This is a genomic window from Acinetobacter sp. YH12102 (assembly GCF_013419125.1).
Classification (GTDB): domain Bacteria; phylum Pseudomonadota; class Gammaproteobacteria; order Pseudomonadales; family Moraxellaceae; genus Acinetobacter; species Acinetobacter pseudolwoffii.
Genome location: NZ_VPAS01000004.1, coordinates 274,889 through 290,698, shown reverse-complemented (window position 1 = coordinate 290,698; position 15,810 = coordinate 274,889). Strand labels below are relative to the sequence as shown.

Below are 15,810 nucleotides of genomic sequence, written 5' to 3'. Positions count from 1 at the left end.
AATGTGTTTAAAGACAAATTCTCATGATTTGTTGCAAGGCGCATCACGAGAATTTGTTCGAACATTTCATTAAAAAATCTGGTTTATCATTCCTGAAAATTTCAATGAAAATGAAATGTATCATGAAGTTTTAAACTGATTTAGTCTAAATCAAATTAGCCCACTTCTTTCAATAGACTGTCCAGCAAATCCTGAATAAACTGAATCCGCTTTTGGTAATCTTCCAGCATGACCATGACCTTAAGACGTTGCCCGCCATTCATCCGGAAATAGGTTGGATGTTTCTGCATCATCTGGATAATGGTCATGGCCTGAACCGGGGTATCTGGCGCGAATTCCACATGCCCACCTTGAGCACTAATATCAATTTTGGTGATGCCAAGCTGCTCGGCTTTGAGACGAATCTGATGTACGGCAAAGAGCTGTTTGACCGGTTGTGGCGGTATGCCAAAACGGTCGATCAATTCCATCCGGATATTGTCCAGCTTCTCCTGAGTATCAGTATTACTGATACGCTTATAGAACAACAGACGCTGATGCACATCTCCGAGATAATCATCCGGAATGAGCGCTGGCATATGCAGGGTAATTTCTGCGGTCAATGACAAGGGTGCATCGAAGTTTGGGGTTTTACCTTTTTGAATGGCTTTGGTGGCTTTTTCCAGCATTTCCATATATAGGCTATAACCAATCGCCTGCATTGAACCGCTCTGCTGTTCACCGAGTAATTCACCTGCCCCGCGAATTTCCAGATCTTCGGTGGCCAGCATAAATCCGGCCCCCAAGGTCGAAGCACGCTGGATCGCATCCAGACGTTTTTCGGCATCGCCTTTTAAGGCTTTTAAAGACGGCACCATTAAATAGGCATAGGCCTGATGATGCGAGCGCCCGACTCGGCCACGGAGCTGATGTAATTGTGCCAGGCCCAGTTTGTCAGCACGTTCAATCAAAATGGTATTGGCATTTGGGACATCAATCCCGGTTTCAATAATGGTCGAACAGACCAGAACATTGTATTCCTTGTGATAGAACTGCTGCATCACCTGCTCCAGTTCACGTTCACGCATCTGGCCATGTGCCACAATCACCTGGGCTTCCGGCACCAATGTACGAATATGCGCTGCGGCACGGTCAATCGTATCGACTTCATTGTGCAGGAAATAGACCTGACCACCACGCAACAGTTCACGCAGAATCGCTTCTTTAATGGTGTCATCGGTATGTTCTTGCACAAAGGTTTTCACCGCAAGACGGCGTGCCGGCGGTGTGGCAATAATCGATAGATCACGCATGCCACTAAAGGCCATATTTAGTGTACGCGGAATTGGAGTGGCTGTCAGGGTCAACATATCGACATCGGCACGCATCGCCTTGATCCGCTCCTTGTCACGTACTCCGAAGCGATGTTCTTCATCGACAATCATCAGGCCAAGATTTTTAAACTGGACATTTTCCTGCAAAATTTTATGCGTACCAATCACGATATCCACTTTCCCTTCGATCAGGTCGTCAATGGTCTTGCTATGTGCTTTGGAAGAACCGAAACGTGACAGCACTTCAATCCGGACCGGCCAGTCGGCAAAGCGGTCTTTGAATGAATCATAGTGCTGTTGTGCCAGCAAGGTGGTCGGCACCAGAATCGCCACCTGCCGGTTATTCTGTACCGCAACAAATGCAGCACGCATCGCCACTTCCGTTTTACCAAAGCCGACATCACCACAGACCAGACGATCCATCGGCTTGGCTTGTTGCATGTCATGCAGCGTGGCTTCAATCGCATTGGCCTGATCCAGCGTTTCTTCATAGGCAAAGCCACTGGCAAACTGCATATACAGACTTTGATCAATTTCAAAACTGATGCCGGGTTTAGAGACACGGCGTGCCTGAATATGCAGCAACTCGGCCGCAACATCATGAATCTGTTCCAGCGCTTTATGTTTGGCTTTATTCCATGCATCTGTCCCGAGCTTATGCAATGGTGCCAGATCCGGATCACCACCGCTATATCGGCTGATTAAATGCAGATTGGTCACCGGCACATAGACTTTGGCCGCATCGGCATAATCCAGCTGCAAGAATTCATGATCCTGATCATCAATACTTAAGGTGACCAGACCGGCATAACGCCCCACTCCATAATCGATATGCACCACAGGCGCGCCCATGGTCAGTTCAGTCAGACTGCGAATCAGAAATTCTTCTGAAACTTCCTGCTGACGTTTACGGCGGCGTTGTACCACGCGATGTTCATAGAGCTGGTTTTCAGAAATGATGCTGACACGATCGGTCAGCACCAGACCACGCTCTAATGGCGCATTGGTAATCGCAATCGCATACAGGGAGGTGATAAAACTCTCAAAGTTATCAACCGTCGGAATATCACCCAGACTTGGTCGTAACGCATCTTTTAAGCTTTCACGGCGTCCGGCACTCTCGGCCACCAGCAGCACCGGATGATTGGCCTGATCGATATATTTTTTGACTTCAATAAATGGTTTTTCACGTTTTGGATCGACAGGCAGACGTGGTGGCAACTGGGTATCGAGGTTCAATACGCCGGCTTTTTGGTCAAAAGGCGTTTGGGCGGCAATAATACGCGCAAATTGATTCAGCTGCTCCAGAACCTGATTGGTCTGAAAGAACAGGCTGTCTGGGGGGAGGATCGGCTGATCGATATTGTGACGGCGATCTTCATAACGGCGCACCACATCCTGCCAGAATTGGGTCAAACTCTCGTCTAAAGCCCGATCTGTAATGACAATGCCATTCTTAGGTAAGTACGAAATCAGCGAACTTTGACCTTGCATGGCCTCAGCACTGAAAAACAGCGGTAAATAAAACTCGATTCCCGGTGAAACAATGCCCTCCATCACATCCTGATAGATCGGATTTTTCTTTGGATTGGCAGTCGGGAAAAATTCGGCATAGCGGTCACGGAACGTCGCACGGCCTTCCTTGAGCGGAAATTCCTGTGCCGGCAATACGGTAAACTGTTGCAAACTTTGTGTGGTGCGCTGAGTTTCGGAATCAAAAAATTTCAGGCTTTCAATTTCATCATCAAACAGGTCAATCCGAATCGGTGCTTCCTGCCCCGAGGCATAAATATCCATGATACTGCCGCGTACCGCAAACTCACCCGGATCATAAACCGTATCGACCAGATGATAACCGGCCTGAATCAGCTTTTTCTTCTGTTGTTCCAGATCGAATTTCTGTCCGACGTGAATATCAAAATGTTCACCCAAAACCCATGAAGTCGGTGCGACACGCTGTGCCAAGGTTGAGGCAGAAAGTAACAGCACGCCAGTTTTTGGCATATTGGATAAAATCGCCAGACGTTCCGAGACAATATCCTGGTGCGGAGACAGGCGGTCATAAGGCAAAATTTCCCAATCTGGAAAAATCGTGGGTTTAATCCCATAAAATTCCAGTTCACTTTCCAGTTGACCCAAATGCTGGTTATTGCGTGCAATCACAATAAATAAACGCGATTGCTGCTGCACGATTTCTTTGAGCAACAATGCCGTCGAGGAACCTTGCAGATTGCCTAACCAGCGTTTCTCGCCTGCTTTGAGTTGTGGTAAATTGAGTTGAGAAATTTCTTGTTGGAACATGGATATAGCTTTAAAGTCTAAATAACCTGAGGCTTATACTAGCACGATGATCTCAGGATATTTTGTTATTTTTATGCAGTCTTGCCACATCCATACGCTTCGATTTCAAGCCACTTTTAACACTTATTTTTTCTCTCGCAGAAAGTTACGATAATAATCATTTAACTTCTTGAGGATCATTTTAAATTGCAGCAGGTTTTCTTCGGTATTTCCCAAAGTCACATTAAAACGCTGATGGGCAATTTCCAGATCAATCTTTTCATTGATCAGCATCGCGGTGTCGTATAACGCTTTTAAATCATCAAACTGTTTTAAACGGCGATTGGACAAATATTCTAAGCGTGCGGCCAGTTCCTGATTTAAATCAATGCCATCCACGATATAACCTGTGCCTTCGACATGCTGGATATTCTGCTCGTCTAAATATAGCTGTGCAGCAGTCGGTTTATTAGTTTTAAATAATGCACTGATTTTATCAAACATCGCCATTTACCCAGCCAAATAAAGTTCAGACCCTAGTCTAGATGAAAATGCCTCAAATCCACATATCGAACTTGAGGCAAATTGTCAAAATCACAACGATCAGTTGATTTGAGCTGTTTCAAGACAATTTATGCTATCAAGAAACCTGTTCGAGCTGACTCTCTGCTACAGGTATTTCAGACACCAGATTTTCAAATGCAAAGATTTCTTCTAATTGCGTTGCGCTTAATAAACCGAGTTCCAATACCACTTGCGGCACGGTTTTATTTTCACGCATACATTGTTTACCAATTTCATCACATTTGGCATGCCCCAGAATCGGCTCAAGTAAGGTCACAATCCCGACACTGCGCATGACCGAACTTAAACAGATTTCTTCATTGGCCTGAATGCCAGCAATACATTTCTGATTCAGGGTTTGCATGCCTTGAGTCAACAATTGAATCGACTCATTCATGGTCAGGGCAATCACAGGTTCCATCACATTCAGTTGTAACTGCCCAGCTTCCGCTGCCATAGTAATGGTCAAATCATTACCGATGACCCGGAAGGCAATCTGATTGACCACTTCCGGAATCACAGGATTGATTTTTGCCGGCATAATTGATGAGCCTGCTTGCAATTCCGGTAAGCGAATTTCAGCCAGACCTGTACGTGGTCCCGAGCTAAGCAAGCGCAAGTCATTACAGATTTTGGACAGTTTCACTGCCAGGCGTTTTAAACTGCTCGACAAGATAATAAAGACACCACAATCACTGGTGGCCTCCACATAATCTTCTGCACCTTTTAAAGGCAGCCCCGTCAGGTGCGCCAAAGTTTCGACGACTCGCGTCGCATAACCTGGCGGCGTGTTTACCCCAGTCCCGATCGCCGTTGCACCTAAATTCACTTCCAGCAATAACTGGCGCATCTGCTCAATCAGTTTTAAATCTTCCTTTAATAAAGTCGCAAAAGCCCGGAATTCCTGCTCCATGGTCATCGGGACTGCATCTTGCAACTGGGTACGTCCCATCTTGATCACATACTGAAATTCGGCTGCCTTCATATATAAACAGTCAATCAGTGCTTTTAACACTGCCAATAATTCATTCAGGCTGCTATAAGTTGCCAAACGCAAAGCAGTTGGATAGACATCATTAGTCGATTGCGAAGTATTCACATGATCATTCGGATGCAGGATGTGATACTCACCTTTATGATGCCCCAAGAGCTCTAAGGCGATATTGGCAATGACTTCATTGGCATTCATATTAATTGACGTACCAGCACCGCCCTGATAAGGATCAAGTGGAAAGGCTGCTTGCCAGTTTTCAGGATGCTGAATCAATTCATTACATGCTTTTTGAATCACAGTACTGGTTTGCTCGGATATTTTTTGAAAATGCAGGTTGGTCTGTGCCGAAGCTTTTTTGACCTGGGCCAATGCACAAATAAAATGTGATTGTTGCCCTATCGCCAATCCTGAAATCTGGAAATTTTCGATGGCACGTAAAGTGTGAATCCCATAATAGCTATGCAACGGGATCTGTTTTTCCCCCAATAAGTCACGTTCAATGCGGGTCGGTTCGATTTGCAGCATATTGTCCACTAAAAAATACTCTTGGCGATGCACCGTATTTGGTGTGGTCTCAATATGAGCAAACAAATACAGAGCGAATAGGAGGACTTTAACCTAAATTTGCTAATATTTATTACCAATACAGTAAAGCTGTGAGTTTTGTAAGATCATGTAAATAAAAAGCTAAAATTTAAATATTTTAATTGCTTATTCTAAATTAGCTTGTTTTGCCTCAATCCAATACTTTATCTCTCTGTGTTAAGTGGCTTAACTTTCCTTAAGTTCCATCTAGTTAAATTGGTATTTACAATAAACATACATAAAAGCTGTGTAAATGTTACAGAGTGTAATTTTTAAACCGTGCTTGAATCACTGCCTTGTGATCTCCGTACAAAAAATCATCTGGAACGATGGTTTCCATATTTACAGGATGCCCTGCCTATGACTTATTTAAATCCGACCCTGATTACCTTCATGTTTTATATTATCGCCATGATTGCCATCGGTTTATATGCTTACCGTGCAACCTCCAATTTTGATGAATATATTTTAGGTGGACGTAGTCTGGGCAGTGTCGTCACAGCTCTTTCCGCAGGTGCATCAGATATGAGTGGCTGGCTGCTGATGGGTCTTCCGGGCGCAATTTACCTGTCTGGCCTGTCAGAAGCCTGGATTGCCATCGGCCTGATTATCGGAGCGTGGCTAAACTGGTTACTGGTGGCAGGTCGTCTACGGGCGCATACCGAATACCAGAATAACGCCCTGACCCTGCCAGATTATTTCACCAGCCGTTTTTCCGACCGCAAACGCATTTTACGGGTCTTGTCTGCCTTGGTGATTTTGGTGTTCTTTGCAATTTATTGTGCCTCGGGCATGGTCGCAGGTGCACGCCTGTTTGAAAGCCTGTTCGGCTGGAATTACACCACGGCGCTTATGATCGGTGCGATGGCGACAATTTTATATGTGTGTATTGGTGGTTTTCTGGCGATCAGCTGGACGGATACGTTTCAGGCCGGTTTGATGATCTTTGCACTGTTGCTGACCCCGATCATTACCTTCCTGGCCTTGGGTGACAATAGCCAGCAAGTGAGTGTCATCCTTGAATCTGCCCGTCCACATGCGTCCAGTATGCTTGAAGGCTTAAGCGTGGTGGCGATTATTTCCAGTCTGGCCTGGGGTTTGGGTTATTTTGGTCAACCGCATATTCTGGTGCGCTTCATGGCAGCAGATTCAGTGAAGACCATTCCTGCTGCACGCCGTATTGGCATGACCTGGATGATTCTGTGTCTAGGCGGCGCAGTGGCAGCTGGTTATATCGGGATTGCCTATTTCACCGTTAATCCAGCATTCGCCTCGGTGGTGAACCAGAACCCTGAAACCGTGTTTATGGAATTGACTAAAATCCTGTTTAATCCATGGATCGCTGGCATCGTACTTGCAGCTATTCTGGCCGCGATTATGAGCACCTTGAGCTGTCAGCTTCTGGTCTGTTCAACCACCCTGACTGAAGATTTATACAAGAGCTTCCTGCGCAAAAATGCCTCACAAAAAGAACTGATCTGGGTCGGTCGTGCTATGGTTTTAGTAATTGCGTTAATTGCGATTGCCTTGGCGATTAATCCGAACAGCAAGGTTTTAGGTCTGGTGGCTTATGCCTGGGCAGGCTTTGGTGCAGCATTTGGCCCCTTGATTATCTTGTCTCTGTTCTGGAAGCGTATGACCCTCAACGGCGCGATTGTCGGCATGCTGGTCGGTGCGGTGACGGTAATCGTCTGGAAAAACTATATGGGTGATACCGGCCTGTACGAGATTATTCCCGGTTTTATTCTGGCTACCCTGAGTATCGTGATTGTCAGCTTAGTGGATAAGGCACCGAGTGATGATGTGGTACATCGTTTTGAAATGGCCAAAGCTGAATATCAAAAAGAAATGGCTGAAATGAAAAAATAGTCTGGATATTCAATACAATAAAGGGACTTTCGAGTCCCTTTTGTGTTTTTTAGATTAGTCGTTAATACGCTACAAATTATTTAGATTTTCCCGGTATTTTTAGATGGATCTGCTGACTTTCTTTAATCACCTCCATCACCGGATAACTGCGTGTTTCCTTGATCCCGGGCAGTTGCCACAAGATTTGCCCGGAAATTTTACGGAATTCATCCATATTGGCGCAGCGGATTTTTACCACGAAATCAAAACCGCCACTGATCATATGACATTCAATAATTTCTGGAATCTGCCGGACTGCATGGGAAAACTCATCTAAAACATTCGGTGTGGTTTTATCCAGTAAAATCTCTACAAAAACCACAAAAGCGTTATTGAGCAGATTTGGATTCAGACGGGCTTCGTAGCCCAGAATATAGCCTTCTTTGCTCAGTTTCTGCACCCGCGCCAGTGCCGCGGTCGGCGATAAATTTACCAATTCAGCCAGTTTAATATTGGATAATTTGGCATCGGATTGTAATAAACTCAGGATACGAATATCTATACGGTCTAGGCTTAAATAAGGAGGCTGCATTAGAATTATCCTCTAAAAAATGTAAAAACTATAGTGAGATATTCGTCAAATATTCTGTGATTATAGATTAAAACTCGTTAGCCCCGCTAGATCTGATTGCAGCAGTACAGGATGTCACTATGCCGACCACACTAAGCCCCACCTATGGTTCAGATGCCATGAAGCAGCCAAATTATATCGCCGAATTCAAAGATAAAAATGAGTACGAACAACGTATCAACACTGCATGGCGCCGTGCGGAAACTGAATGCGTCGAAGAACTCTTGCTGCATAGTGAAATTTCCTCCGAACTCAGCAACAAGATTCAAGCGCTTGCCTTTGATCTGGCGCATTCCTTGCGTGAACGTAAAAGTTCAGGCGGTAAAGCAGGCATCGTACAAGGATTGTTACAGGAATTTTCCCTATCTTCTCAGGAAGGCATTGCCCTGATGTGTCTGGCCGAAGCCTTGCTGCGGATTCCAGACAAAGCCACGCGTGACCTGTTGATCCGCGACAAGATCAATCAGGGCAACTGGAAAGAACATCTCGGTCAAAGCCAGCTGATGTTTGTCAATGCCGCAGCCTGGGGCTTGATGCTGACGGGTAAATTAATGGAAACCCCACAGCAAAAAAGCCTGTCCAGTTTATTAACCGGCCTATTGGCGCGCAGTGGTCGCGGCATTATCCGTAAGGCTGTCGATGTTGCCATGCGCATGATGGGCGAACAGTTTGTGACGGGTGAAACCATTGATGAGGCGCTGAAAAATGCAGAACGTCTGGAAGAAAAAGGCTTTCGTTATTCCTATGACATGCTTGGTGAAGCAGCACTGACCGATCCGGATGCGGAACGCTATTATCAGGATTATCAGCAAGCGATTCATGCCATCGGGCAAGCCTCGCAGGATAAAGACGTTTATGATGGCCCGGGCATTTCCATCAAACTCTCTGCCCTGCATCCGCGTTATCAGCGCGCGCAGGTCGATCGGGTACATAATGAACTGTATGGAAAAATGCTTAAACTCGCGGTCTTGGCGAAACAGTACAATATCGGTTTAAACATTGATGCCGAAGAAACTGACCGTCTGGAAATTTCCTTGCAACTGCTTGAACGCCTGTGTTTTGAGCCGCAATTACAAGACTGGAAAGGCATTGGCTTTGTGATTCAAGCCTATCAAAAACGCTGTTTCTATGTGGTAGATTATATTGTTGATCTGGCCAAACGTAGTCAGAAACGCCTGATGATTCGTCTGGTCAAAGGTGCCTATTGGGACAGCGAGATCAAGAAAGCACAGATTGAAGGCATGTCGGACTATCCGGTATTCACTCGTAAGGTGCATACCGATCTATCTTATATCGCCTGTGCGCGTAAATTATTGGCTGAACCGGATTATATCTATCCGCAATTTGCCACCCATAATGCACAAACGGTGGCCACGATTTACCAACTGGCGCAACCTGAGCAGTATTATGCGGGTCAATATGAATTCCAGTGTCTGCATGGCATGGGCGAACCCTTGTATGAAAATGTGGTGGGCGACAAATCGGCGAATAAACTCGGTGTCCCTTGTCGCATTTATGCGCCAGTCGGCAATCATGAAACCTTATTGGCTTATCTGGTGCGTCGTTTGCTGGAAAATGGCGCAAATACGTCTTTTGTCAACCGGATTGCCGACAAAACCCTAAATATCGAAGATTTGATTGAGAATCCACAACAAACGATTTTAAAAGCTGCACAGCAGGAAGTCATGATCGGTGCCAAGCATCCGCATATTCCTTATCCGCAAGATCTGTATGGCACACGTATTAACTCATCGGGTCTGGATCTCGCCAATGATGCAGAGCTGAGCGCCTTAAATGAAGTCGCTGCCAGCCTGAAAAACACACAATTTCAGGCAGCAGCCATGGGAACGGCGTTTACAGGAACCGACACAAGTAACGCAGTGCAAATCATCAATCCGGCACAACATCAGGATGTAGTCGGTACAGTCTATGAAGCGACCCAGGAACAGGCTGAAATTGCCTTAACGCAAGCTGTCAATGCACAAGGTTTCTGGGCCAATTTGCCGAAAAATGAGCGAGCAGCCTGCTTAAATAAAGCTGCGGATCTGATGGAACAGCGTTTGCTGACACTGATGGTGATTCTGTCCCGTGAGGCTGGGAAAACCTATACTAATGCCATTGCCGAAGTCCGGGAAGCGGTAGATTTCTTGCGCTACTATGCCGGTCAGATGTTGGATTTAGCTGAAAATACACAGATTCAACCTTTAGGTACCGTGCTGTGTATCAGTCCATGGAACTTCCCGTTGGCGATTTTTACTGGTCAGATTTCAGCAGCGCTGGTCGCGGGCAATACCGTCATTGCCAAACCGGCAGAACAGACCCCGCTGATTGCTGCACAAGCGGTGCAGATTTTATGGGAAGCGGGCATTCCGCAAGACGTCTTACAGCTGTTGCCGGGTCAAGGTGAAAGCATTGGTGCGCAGCTCAGTGCGGATTCACGCATTCAGGGCATCATGTTTACCGGCTCAACCGAGGTCGCCCATATTCTGCAAAAAACTGTAGCGGAACGTCTGAACCAGTTTGGCGAAAGTGTGACCCTGATTGCTGAAACCGGCGGTCAAAATGCCATGATTGTCGATTCATCTGCATTAACTGAGCAGGTGGTGCTTGATGTGGTTAATTCTGCCTATGACAGTGCCGGCCAGCGTTGTTCTGCTTTGCGTGTGCTCTGTGTGCAAGAAGATAACCTGGATGCTGTGCGCACGATGCTCAAAGGTGCCATGCAGCAGTTAAGAGTCGGCAATCCGATTTTATTAAAAACCGATATTGGCCCGGTGATTGATCTTGAGGCCCAGCAAAATATTCAGACGCATATTCAGCAGATGCGCAGCAAAGGTCACAAAGTCCATCAACTGATGTTTCACCAAGATGAGACTGAATTAACCCAAGGCACCTTTATTCCGCCAACATTGATTGAACTTCCAAACCTGAACGATCTGGAGCGTGAAGTCTTTGGTCCGGTGCTGCATCTGATCAGCTATAAATATGGTGAACTGGAACAGTTATTGGAACAGATCAACAGCAAAGGCTATGGTCTGACCATGGGCTTACACACACGTATTGATGAAACCATGCAAACCGTGATTGCGCGAGCAGAAGTCGGTAACTTGTATATCAACCGCAATATCGTCGGTGCGGTTGTGGGTGTTCAGCCTTTCGGTGGTGAAGGCTTGTCCGGTACTGGCCCTAAAGCTGGTGGGCCGCTTTACATCTACCGTTTAATGCATCAGCTTTCCGAGAAGAAACTGGCGCAGCCTTATGCCATGCGATCTGATCAAGCCCCTATTGAACACAAACCAGTCCAGGAATTTAAGGCTTGGGCCTCTAAAACTTTCCCCACAATCTCCTTAAAAGCACCTAGCCAGATTGCGACCGGACAAAGCTTTAGTTTGCAAGGTCCAACCGGCGAAGAAAACCAGTACATGATCTTGCCACGTGAAAGCGTTCTATCTTTGGCACACACCGAGCAAGACCAGATTCAGCAAATTTTGGCCATTTTATCGGTTGGCAGTCGCCCTGCGGTATTGGCTGAAAATACTTTTATGCTGAAATATCTACAAACAATGCCAAAAGCAGTTGCTGCCCGATTCAAAGTGATTCAAGATATTGAAAGTGGGGAATTTGATACTGTATTACATCATGGTGATGCTGCGGAATTGATTGATTTACAGAAGCGTATTGCGGCTCGAAAAGGCCCCATTGTAGGAATCACGCATTTAAACTCAGGCAATCATGACATTCCGGTGGAGCGATTGGTGCTTGAACGGGCCATTAGCATCAATACGGCAGCAGCCGGTGGCAATGCCAGTTTGATGACAATGAGTCATCTCTAAATTAGTCGAATCATCTTGTCATTTTTCTGTTCATGATTTCCTCTTTATGGCCAAATTTTTCTCCTCAGAGGGTTTGGTCTTTTTTATGCAGTTTTTAAAGCCGCTCAGCCACAATAGGCTTAGGCAGATCAGCAATTATTTGCTACCATTTGCGCTTTAAAATATTTGCGACTTCTTACTGCATATGACTTCATCTTATCAGCAACAACTCGATGCCAAAATTGAACGCATCAGCGCTCAGTTTGCCGAATATCAACCACCTGCCCTCGAAGTATTCCAGTCTCCTGAAAAATATTTCCGCATGCGTGCTGAATTTCGGATCTGGCATACTGAGGATGACATGTTCTATGCCATGTTCGAGCGCAATGAAGATCAACAGAAAAAAGTCATCCGCATTGATGAATTTCCGGTTGCAGACCTCAGTATCAATCAGTTGATGCCTAAATTACTGCAAGCGCTCAAAGCAGATCCAGTATTATCGACACGTCTGTTTGAAGTACATTTTCTGGCGACCTTAAGTGGTCAGGTTCTGGTTTCTCTGATTTATCATCGTAAATTGGATGAAAGCTGGGAACCGGCAGCCAAAGCACTGGCAGAACAGTTAAATATCAAGTTAATTGGCCGCAGCCGTGGACAGAAGTTTGTCCTGTCTGATGAATATGTGGTGGAAGAACTTTCTGTTTTTGATCGTACCTATCAATACAAACAGATCGAAAGCAGCTTTACCCAGCCGAATGCCCAAGTCTGCCAAAACATGCTGGAATGGGCATGTGATGCGGCAGAGCAATCTGATCAAGATTTGCTGGAATTATATTGTGGTAATGGTAACTTTACCCTGCCACTCTCGACCAAGTTCCGCCGTGTTCTGGCAACCGAGTTAGCCAAATCTTCAGTCTATGCGGCTGAGTGGAATATTGAGCAAAACCAGATTGAGAACATTCAGGTCGCGCGTCTTTCTGCAGAAGAGTTCACCCAAGCTTACAACGGCGAGCGTGTGTTCCGCCGCCTGCAAGAAGCCAATATTGATCTTGCGACTTATGACTTTGATACGGTATTTGTCGATCCACCGCGTGCCGGTATTGATGATGAAACGCTTAAACTATTACAGCGCTTCCAACGCATTATTTACATTTCTTGCAATCCAGACACATTGCATGACAATCTGAAACAGTTGTCTCAAACCCATAAAATCAGCAAATTCGCTATGTTTGATCAATTTCCATATACACACCATGTAGAAACGGGCGTATTGTTAGAAAGAAGATAAAGAATTTGTTTCAATTTATTTTCTTGTTACAAAAAAGGAGTTTTTCGAAATTCCTTTTTTTATATCTTAAATCATTAACTTAATAACAAATTATCATTTGTACAGCTAAAAATATCGTTAGCTCTTTGAGCTTCAATCGGAAATTTTAAAGACTAACTGCTGCTTTTATCACATAGGTCCTATTGCTTTATTTATTTAATTGGCTATATTTCACTCTATGTTAGGTTGTTGTATGAAGGCTCTATGAGTTTTTGGCAAAAGTTGTTTTCTGTGGAACAACACAATGAACACAAGAATCAGATTGCTTGTGTAGAAAATGATTGCTCTTTCAAGACAAATGAACAGCTTCTTGAAGCTTTGTCTAAAGCAACTGATGAAGAGATCATCATCGGAATCAAAAAGGTTCTTGTATCACGCGGCTATAGCCGTAAGGAACTGAATGAACTTCAACACTTGCCCTTGCAGTAATCGGCAAAGGCTCTAGCCTGATCAAAAAAAGCACTTGTGTAACCAGGTGCTTTTTTTATATCTGTCGCTTTAATTACATTGAAGAAGAACCAAACTTAGAGAGTTCAATTGTATAAATCCGACTACACAACCTTCTGCCTTCTGTTGAGTAATTGGTAATAAATCTGAACACTTCTTCCTCTCACTTTTTCTGATTTTATTGAAATGTAAAAGTTAGCTTAGGCTATTTATAGGTGTTACTGAACAGATGTTCATCTGAATTCTGCCATACAGGTGATCAAGTCACTTGCTGCATACGCCTATTGCTTGTCTGCCTAAACTCAAGCAAAGCGTCGATTAATTTAGCAAAAGACAGTACACTTGCTATTAAACTACAATGCTTTTTTAAATGGCTTAATTCTGATATGCAACAGACTAAACGGTTTCCCATAGGAGCGCACCTTATGGTTAAACATTTCGGTTATACCCATCATGGGATATACGCTGGACGTGGTCGTGTTATTCATTATTCGGGCTTTGCACATTTATTTAAGAAACGCCCCATTGAAATAACCTCTATTGAAAAATTCAGTCATGGCAAAGCGATTCATGTGCAACATTATGACTCGGCGAAATATAAAGGCCGTAAAGTTGTGCGTCGCATGCGTTCCAGAATGCATGAAAATAATTATCATTTAATTATCAATAATTGCGAACATCTGTGTACTTGGGCGATTACTGGCGTAGAAAGCAGCCCGCAAGTGATCTATATGATGAATCGCCTGACCACGATTGGTTATATCAGCTCGATGATGAGCTTCATGAACAGCATGTTCCTGACCCTGACCACGACGAGTTTTGCCTTGGCCTTGTACATCAAGAAGAAGCTTAGAGATAAAGCCAATCTGCGTTTGCAACAATACCGTGAATTGCAAGATCAGGCTAAAACGAAAGTGTCAGACCTGACTAATCTTAAACATCGTTAATTTAAAGCTCAGCCTGCCGATGATTTTTTGTTAGTAAGAAATTTTGAGTTCGGGTTTAAACTTTGATATTAAAAGGAACAGATCAGGTTAAATAACCTTTTTTGGCCTGAATCGCTTCAGGTAAACCTTTACCCAAAGAGCTTAAGGTTTCCCGTTCTACCAGTCGTACCATTGAATCGAGTGGCAGATCATTATCCTGTAGCCCAAAAGGCTCTTCTAGCTCAGCACTGAGCTCATCTAGGCCTAAGAGCATATAAGCAATCAACCCGACCAGAATCGGCGTCCACAGGCCCAGATTGGCCTGCAAACTAAAAGGCAAAATAAAACAGAACGAATACACTGCACGATGTAACAGTACCGAATAAGAAAATGGCAATGGCGTCGACAGTATCCGGTCACAACCGGCCTGAATATTGCCCAAGGCCACAGTATGCTGATTCAAATTGTTATAAATAATATCGCTGATGTTGCCCTGCTTATATTGCTGAACCAACTCCTTTTGCATCTGTTCCAGCACCCATTGTGAAGGATTGATTTGCACGAGCAACTGATCGAATGCCATATTTTCAAAATGCGTGGTTGTTTGGTAATGCTGAATACTTTGTACTTGCTGTCTGAGCCGGTCACGCAACAGATGGCTAAACAGCATCATGCGATATAACAAGACCTCGCGGGTCTGATCATCCAGCACATGGCTGTCCCGGCATAAATGACGTGTGGTGGCGATTAGCGCTCCCCAGAGCTTACGCCCTTCCCACCAGCGCTCATAACATGCCGTATTTCTAAAGCTGAGAAAGATCGAAAGAATCACACCAAAAATGGTAAAGCCGATTGCGGGTACGGCAGGAAGATTCACAAAATGTGCCTGACTCAAATAGACCAGTAGGCCGGAAATAAAGACCACCAAGACTAAAGCCGGCAATACCTTAGGCAAAATTGTGCCCTGCCAGGCAAACAGTAAACCGATACTATTGTTTTTATCACGCACAATCATGGCATTTTCCCTGCTGTATTGAAAAAGCCCAACCGAAGTTGGGCTTTTAATATCTGATTTAAACCTGA

The 15,810-nt window shown here is 44.8% G+C and carries 10 protein-coding genes; 5 read left to right on the top strand and 5 right to left on the bottom strand.

From position 1 onward, the window contains the following. Window positions 1-155: 155 nt before the first annotated feature. The 3 genes from mfd to FTU42_RS05855 all read right to left on the bottom strand — a co-directional run bounded on the left by mfd (window position 156) and on the right by FTU42_RS05855 (window position 5,676). Window positions 156-3,614 carry a transcription-repair coupling factor gene (gene mfd / locus FTU42_RS05865; protein ID WP_180083157.1) on the bottom strand — a complete coding sequence of 1,153 codons (3,459 nt, stop codon included), beginning with the start codon at window positions 3,612-3,614 and terminating at the stop codon, window positions 156-158. Window positions 3,615-3,737: 123 nt separating this feature from the next. Further along, window positions 3,738-4,103, bottom strand: a complete 366-nt coding sequence (locus tag FTU42_RS05860) for a hypothetical protein (RefSeq protein WP_005171129.1) — start codon at window positions 4,101-4,103, stop codon at window positions 3,738-3,740. A 130-nt stretch (window positions 4,104-4,233) separates the two neighbouring features. Beyond that, a complete protein-coding gene (locus FTU42_RS05855; RefSeq protein WP_218949805.1) occupies window positions 4,234-5,676 on the bottom strand; it encodes an aspartate ammonia-lyase in 1,443 nt (480 codons plus the stop codon). Window positions 5,677-6,096: 420 nt separating this feature from the next. Between FTU42_RS05855 and putP the strand changes: the two genes are divergently transcribed. Further along, window positions 6,097-7,605: a sodium/proline symporter PutP gene (putP, locus tag FTU42_RS05850; protein WP_180083156.1), complete on the top strand. Its 1,509-nt coding sequence runs from the start codon at window positions 6,097-6,099 to the stop codon at window positions 7,603-7,605. A gap of 76 nt (window positions 7,606-7,681) precedes the next feature. Here putP and FTU42_RS05845 read toward each other — a convergent pair whose 3' ends face one another. Next, window positions 7,682-8,176 carry an Lrp/AsnC ligand binding domain-containing protein gene (locus tag FTU42_RS05845; protein WP_005096755.1) on the bottom strand — a complete coding sequence of 165 codons (495 nt, stop codon included), beginning with the start codon at window positions 8,174-8,176 and terminating at the stop codon, window positions 7,682-7,684. Window positions 8,177-8,295: 119 nt separating this feature from the next. On the opposite strand from FTU42_RS05845, the gene putA reads away from it, so the two are divergent. The 4 genes from putA (at window position 8,296) to FTU42_RS05825 (ending at window position 14,748) form a co-directional block, all read left to right on the top strand. Continuing rightward, window positions 8,296-12,048: a trifunctional transcriptional regulator/proline dehydrogenase/L-glutamate gamma-semialdehyde dehydrogenase gene (gene putA / locus FTU42_RS05840; protein ID WP_180083155.1), complete on the top strand. Its 3,753-nt coding sequence runs from the start codon at window positions 8,296-8,298 to the stop codon at window positions 12,046-12,048. Between the two features lie 184 nt (window positions 12,049-12,232). Then, window positions 12,233-13,315, top strand: a complete 1,083-nt coding sequence (trmA, locus tag FTU42_RS05835; RefSeq protein ID WP_005096751.1) for a tRNA (uridine(54)-C5)-methyltransferase TrmA — start codon at window positions 12,233-12,235, stop codon at window positions 13,313-13,315. A 243-nt stretch (window positions 13,316-13,558) separates the two neighbouring features. Continuing rightward, window positions 13,559-13,783 (top strand): hypothetical protein, encoded by a 225-nt coding sequence (locus FTU42_RS05830; RefSeq protein WP_005096749.1) that lies wholly within the window; start codon window positions 13,559-13,561, stop codon window positions 13,781-13,783. A gap of 404 nt (window positions 13,784-14,187) precedes the next feature. After that, window positions 14,188-14,748: a lecithin retinol acyltransferase family protein gene (locus FTU42_RS05825; RefSeq protein WP_034608524.1), complete on the top strand. Its 561-nt coding sequence runs from the start codon at window positions 14,188-14,190 to the stop codon at window positions 14,746-14,748. A gap of 82 nt (window positions 14,749-14,830) precedes the next feature. Here the strand turns inward: FTU42_RS05825 and FTU42_RS05820 are convergent, their stop codons facing one another. Next, a complete protein-coding gene (locus tag FTU42_RS05820; protein ID WP_005096746.1) occupies window positions 14,831-15,742 on the bottom strand; it encodes a bestrophin family protein in 912 nt (303 codons plus the stop codon). Window positions 15,743-15,810: the final 68 nt, after the last annotated feature.

What these genes read in the sequence shown, in the direction of transcription:
- mfd (WP_180083157.1), bottom strand. Translation starts at nt 3,614, where the DNA reads ATGTTCCAACAAGAAATTTCTCAACTCAATTTACCACAACTCAAAGCA.
- FTU42_RS05860 (WP_005171129.1), bottom strand. Translation starts at nt 4,103, where the DNA reads ATGGCGATGTTTGATAAAATCAGTGCATTATTTAAAACTAATAAACCG.
- FTU42_RS05855 (WP_218949805.1), bottom strand. Translation starts at nt 5,676, where the DNA reads ATGCTGCAAATCGAACCGACCCGCATTGAACGTGACTTATTGGGGGAA.
- putP (WP_180083156.1), top strand. Translation starts at nt 6,097, where the DNA reads ATGACTTATTTAAATCCGACCCTGATTACCTTCATGTTTTATATTATC.
- FTU42_RS05845 (WP_005096755.1), bottom strand. Translation starts at nt 8,176, where the DNA reads ATGCAGCCTCCTTATTTAAGCCTAGACCGTATAGATATTCGTATCCTG.
- putA (WP_180083155.1), top strand. Translation starts at nt 8,296, where the DNA reads ATGCCGACCACACTAAGCCCCACCTATGGTTCAGATGCCATGAAGCAG.
- trmA (WP_005096751.1), top strand. Translation starts at nt 12,233, where the DNA reads ATGACTTCATCTTATCAGCAACAACTCGATGCCAAAATTGAACGCATC.
- FTU42_RS05830 (WP_005096749.1), top strand. Translation starts at nt 13,559, where the DNA reads ATGAGTTTTTGGCAAAAGTTGTTTTCTGTGGAACAACACAATGAACAC.
- FTU42_RS05825 (WP_034608524.1), top strand. Translation starts at nt 14,188, where the DNA reads ATGCAACAGACTAAACGGTTTCCCATAGGAGCGCACCTTATGGTTAAA.
- FTU42_RS05820 (WP_005096746.1), bottom strand. Translation starts at nt 15,742, where the DNA reads ATGATTGTGCGTGATAAAAACAATAGTATCGGTTTACTGTTTGCCTGG.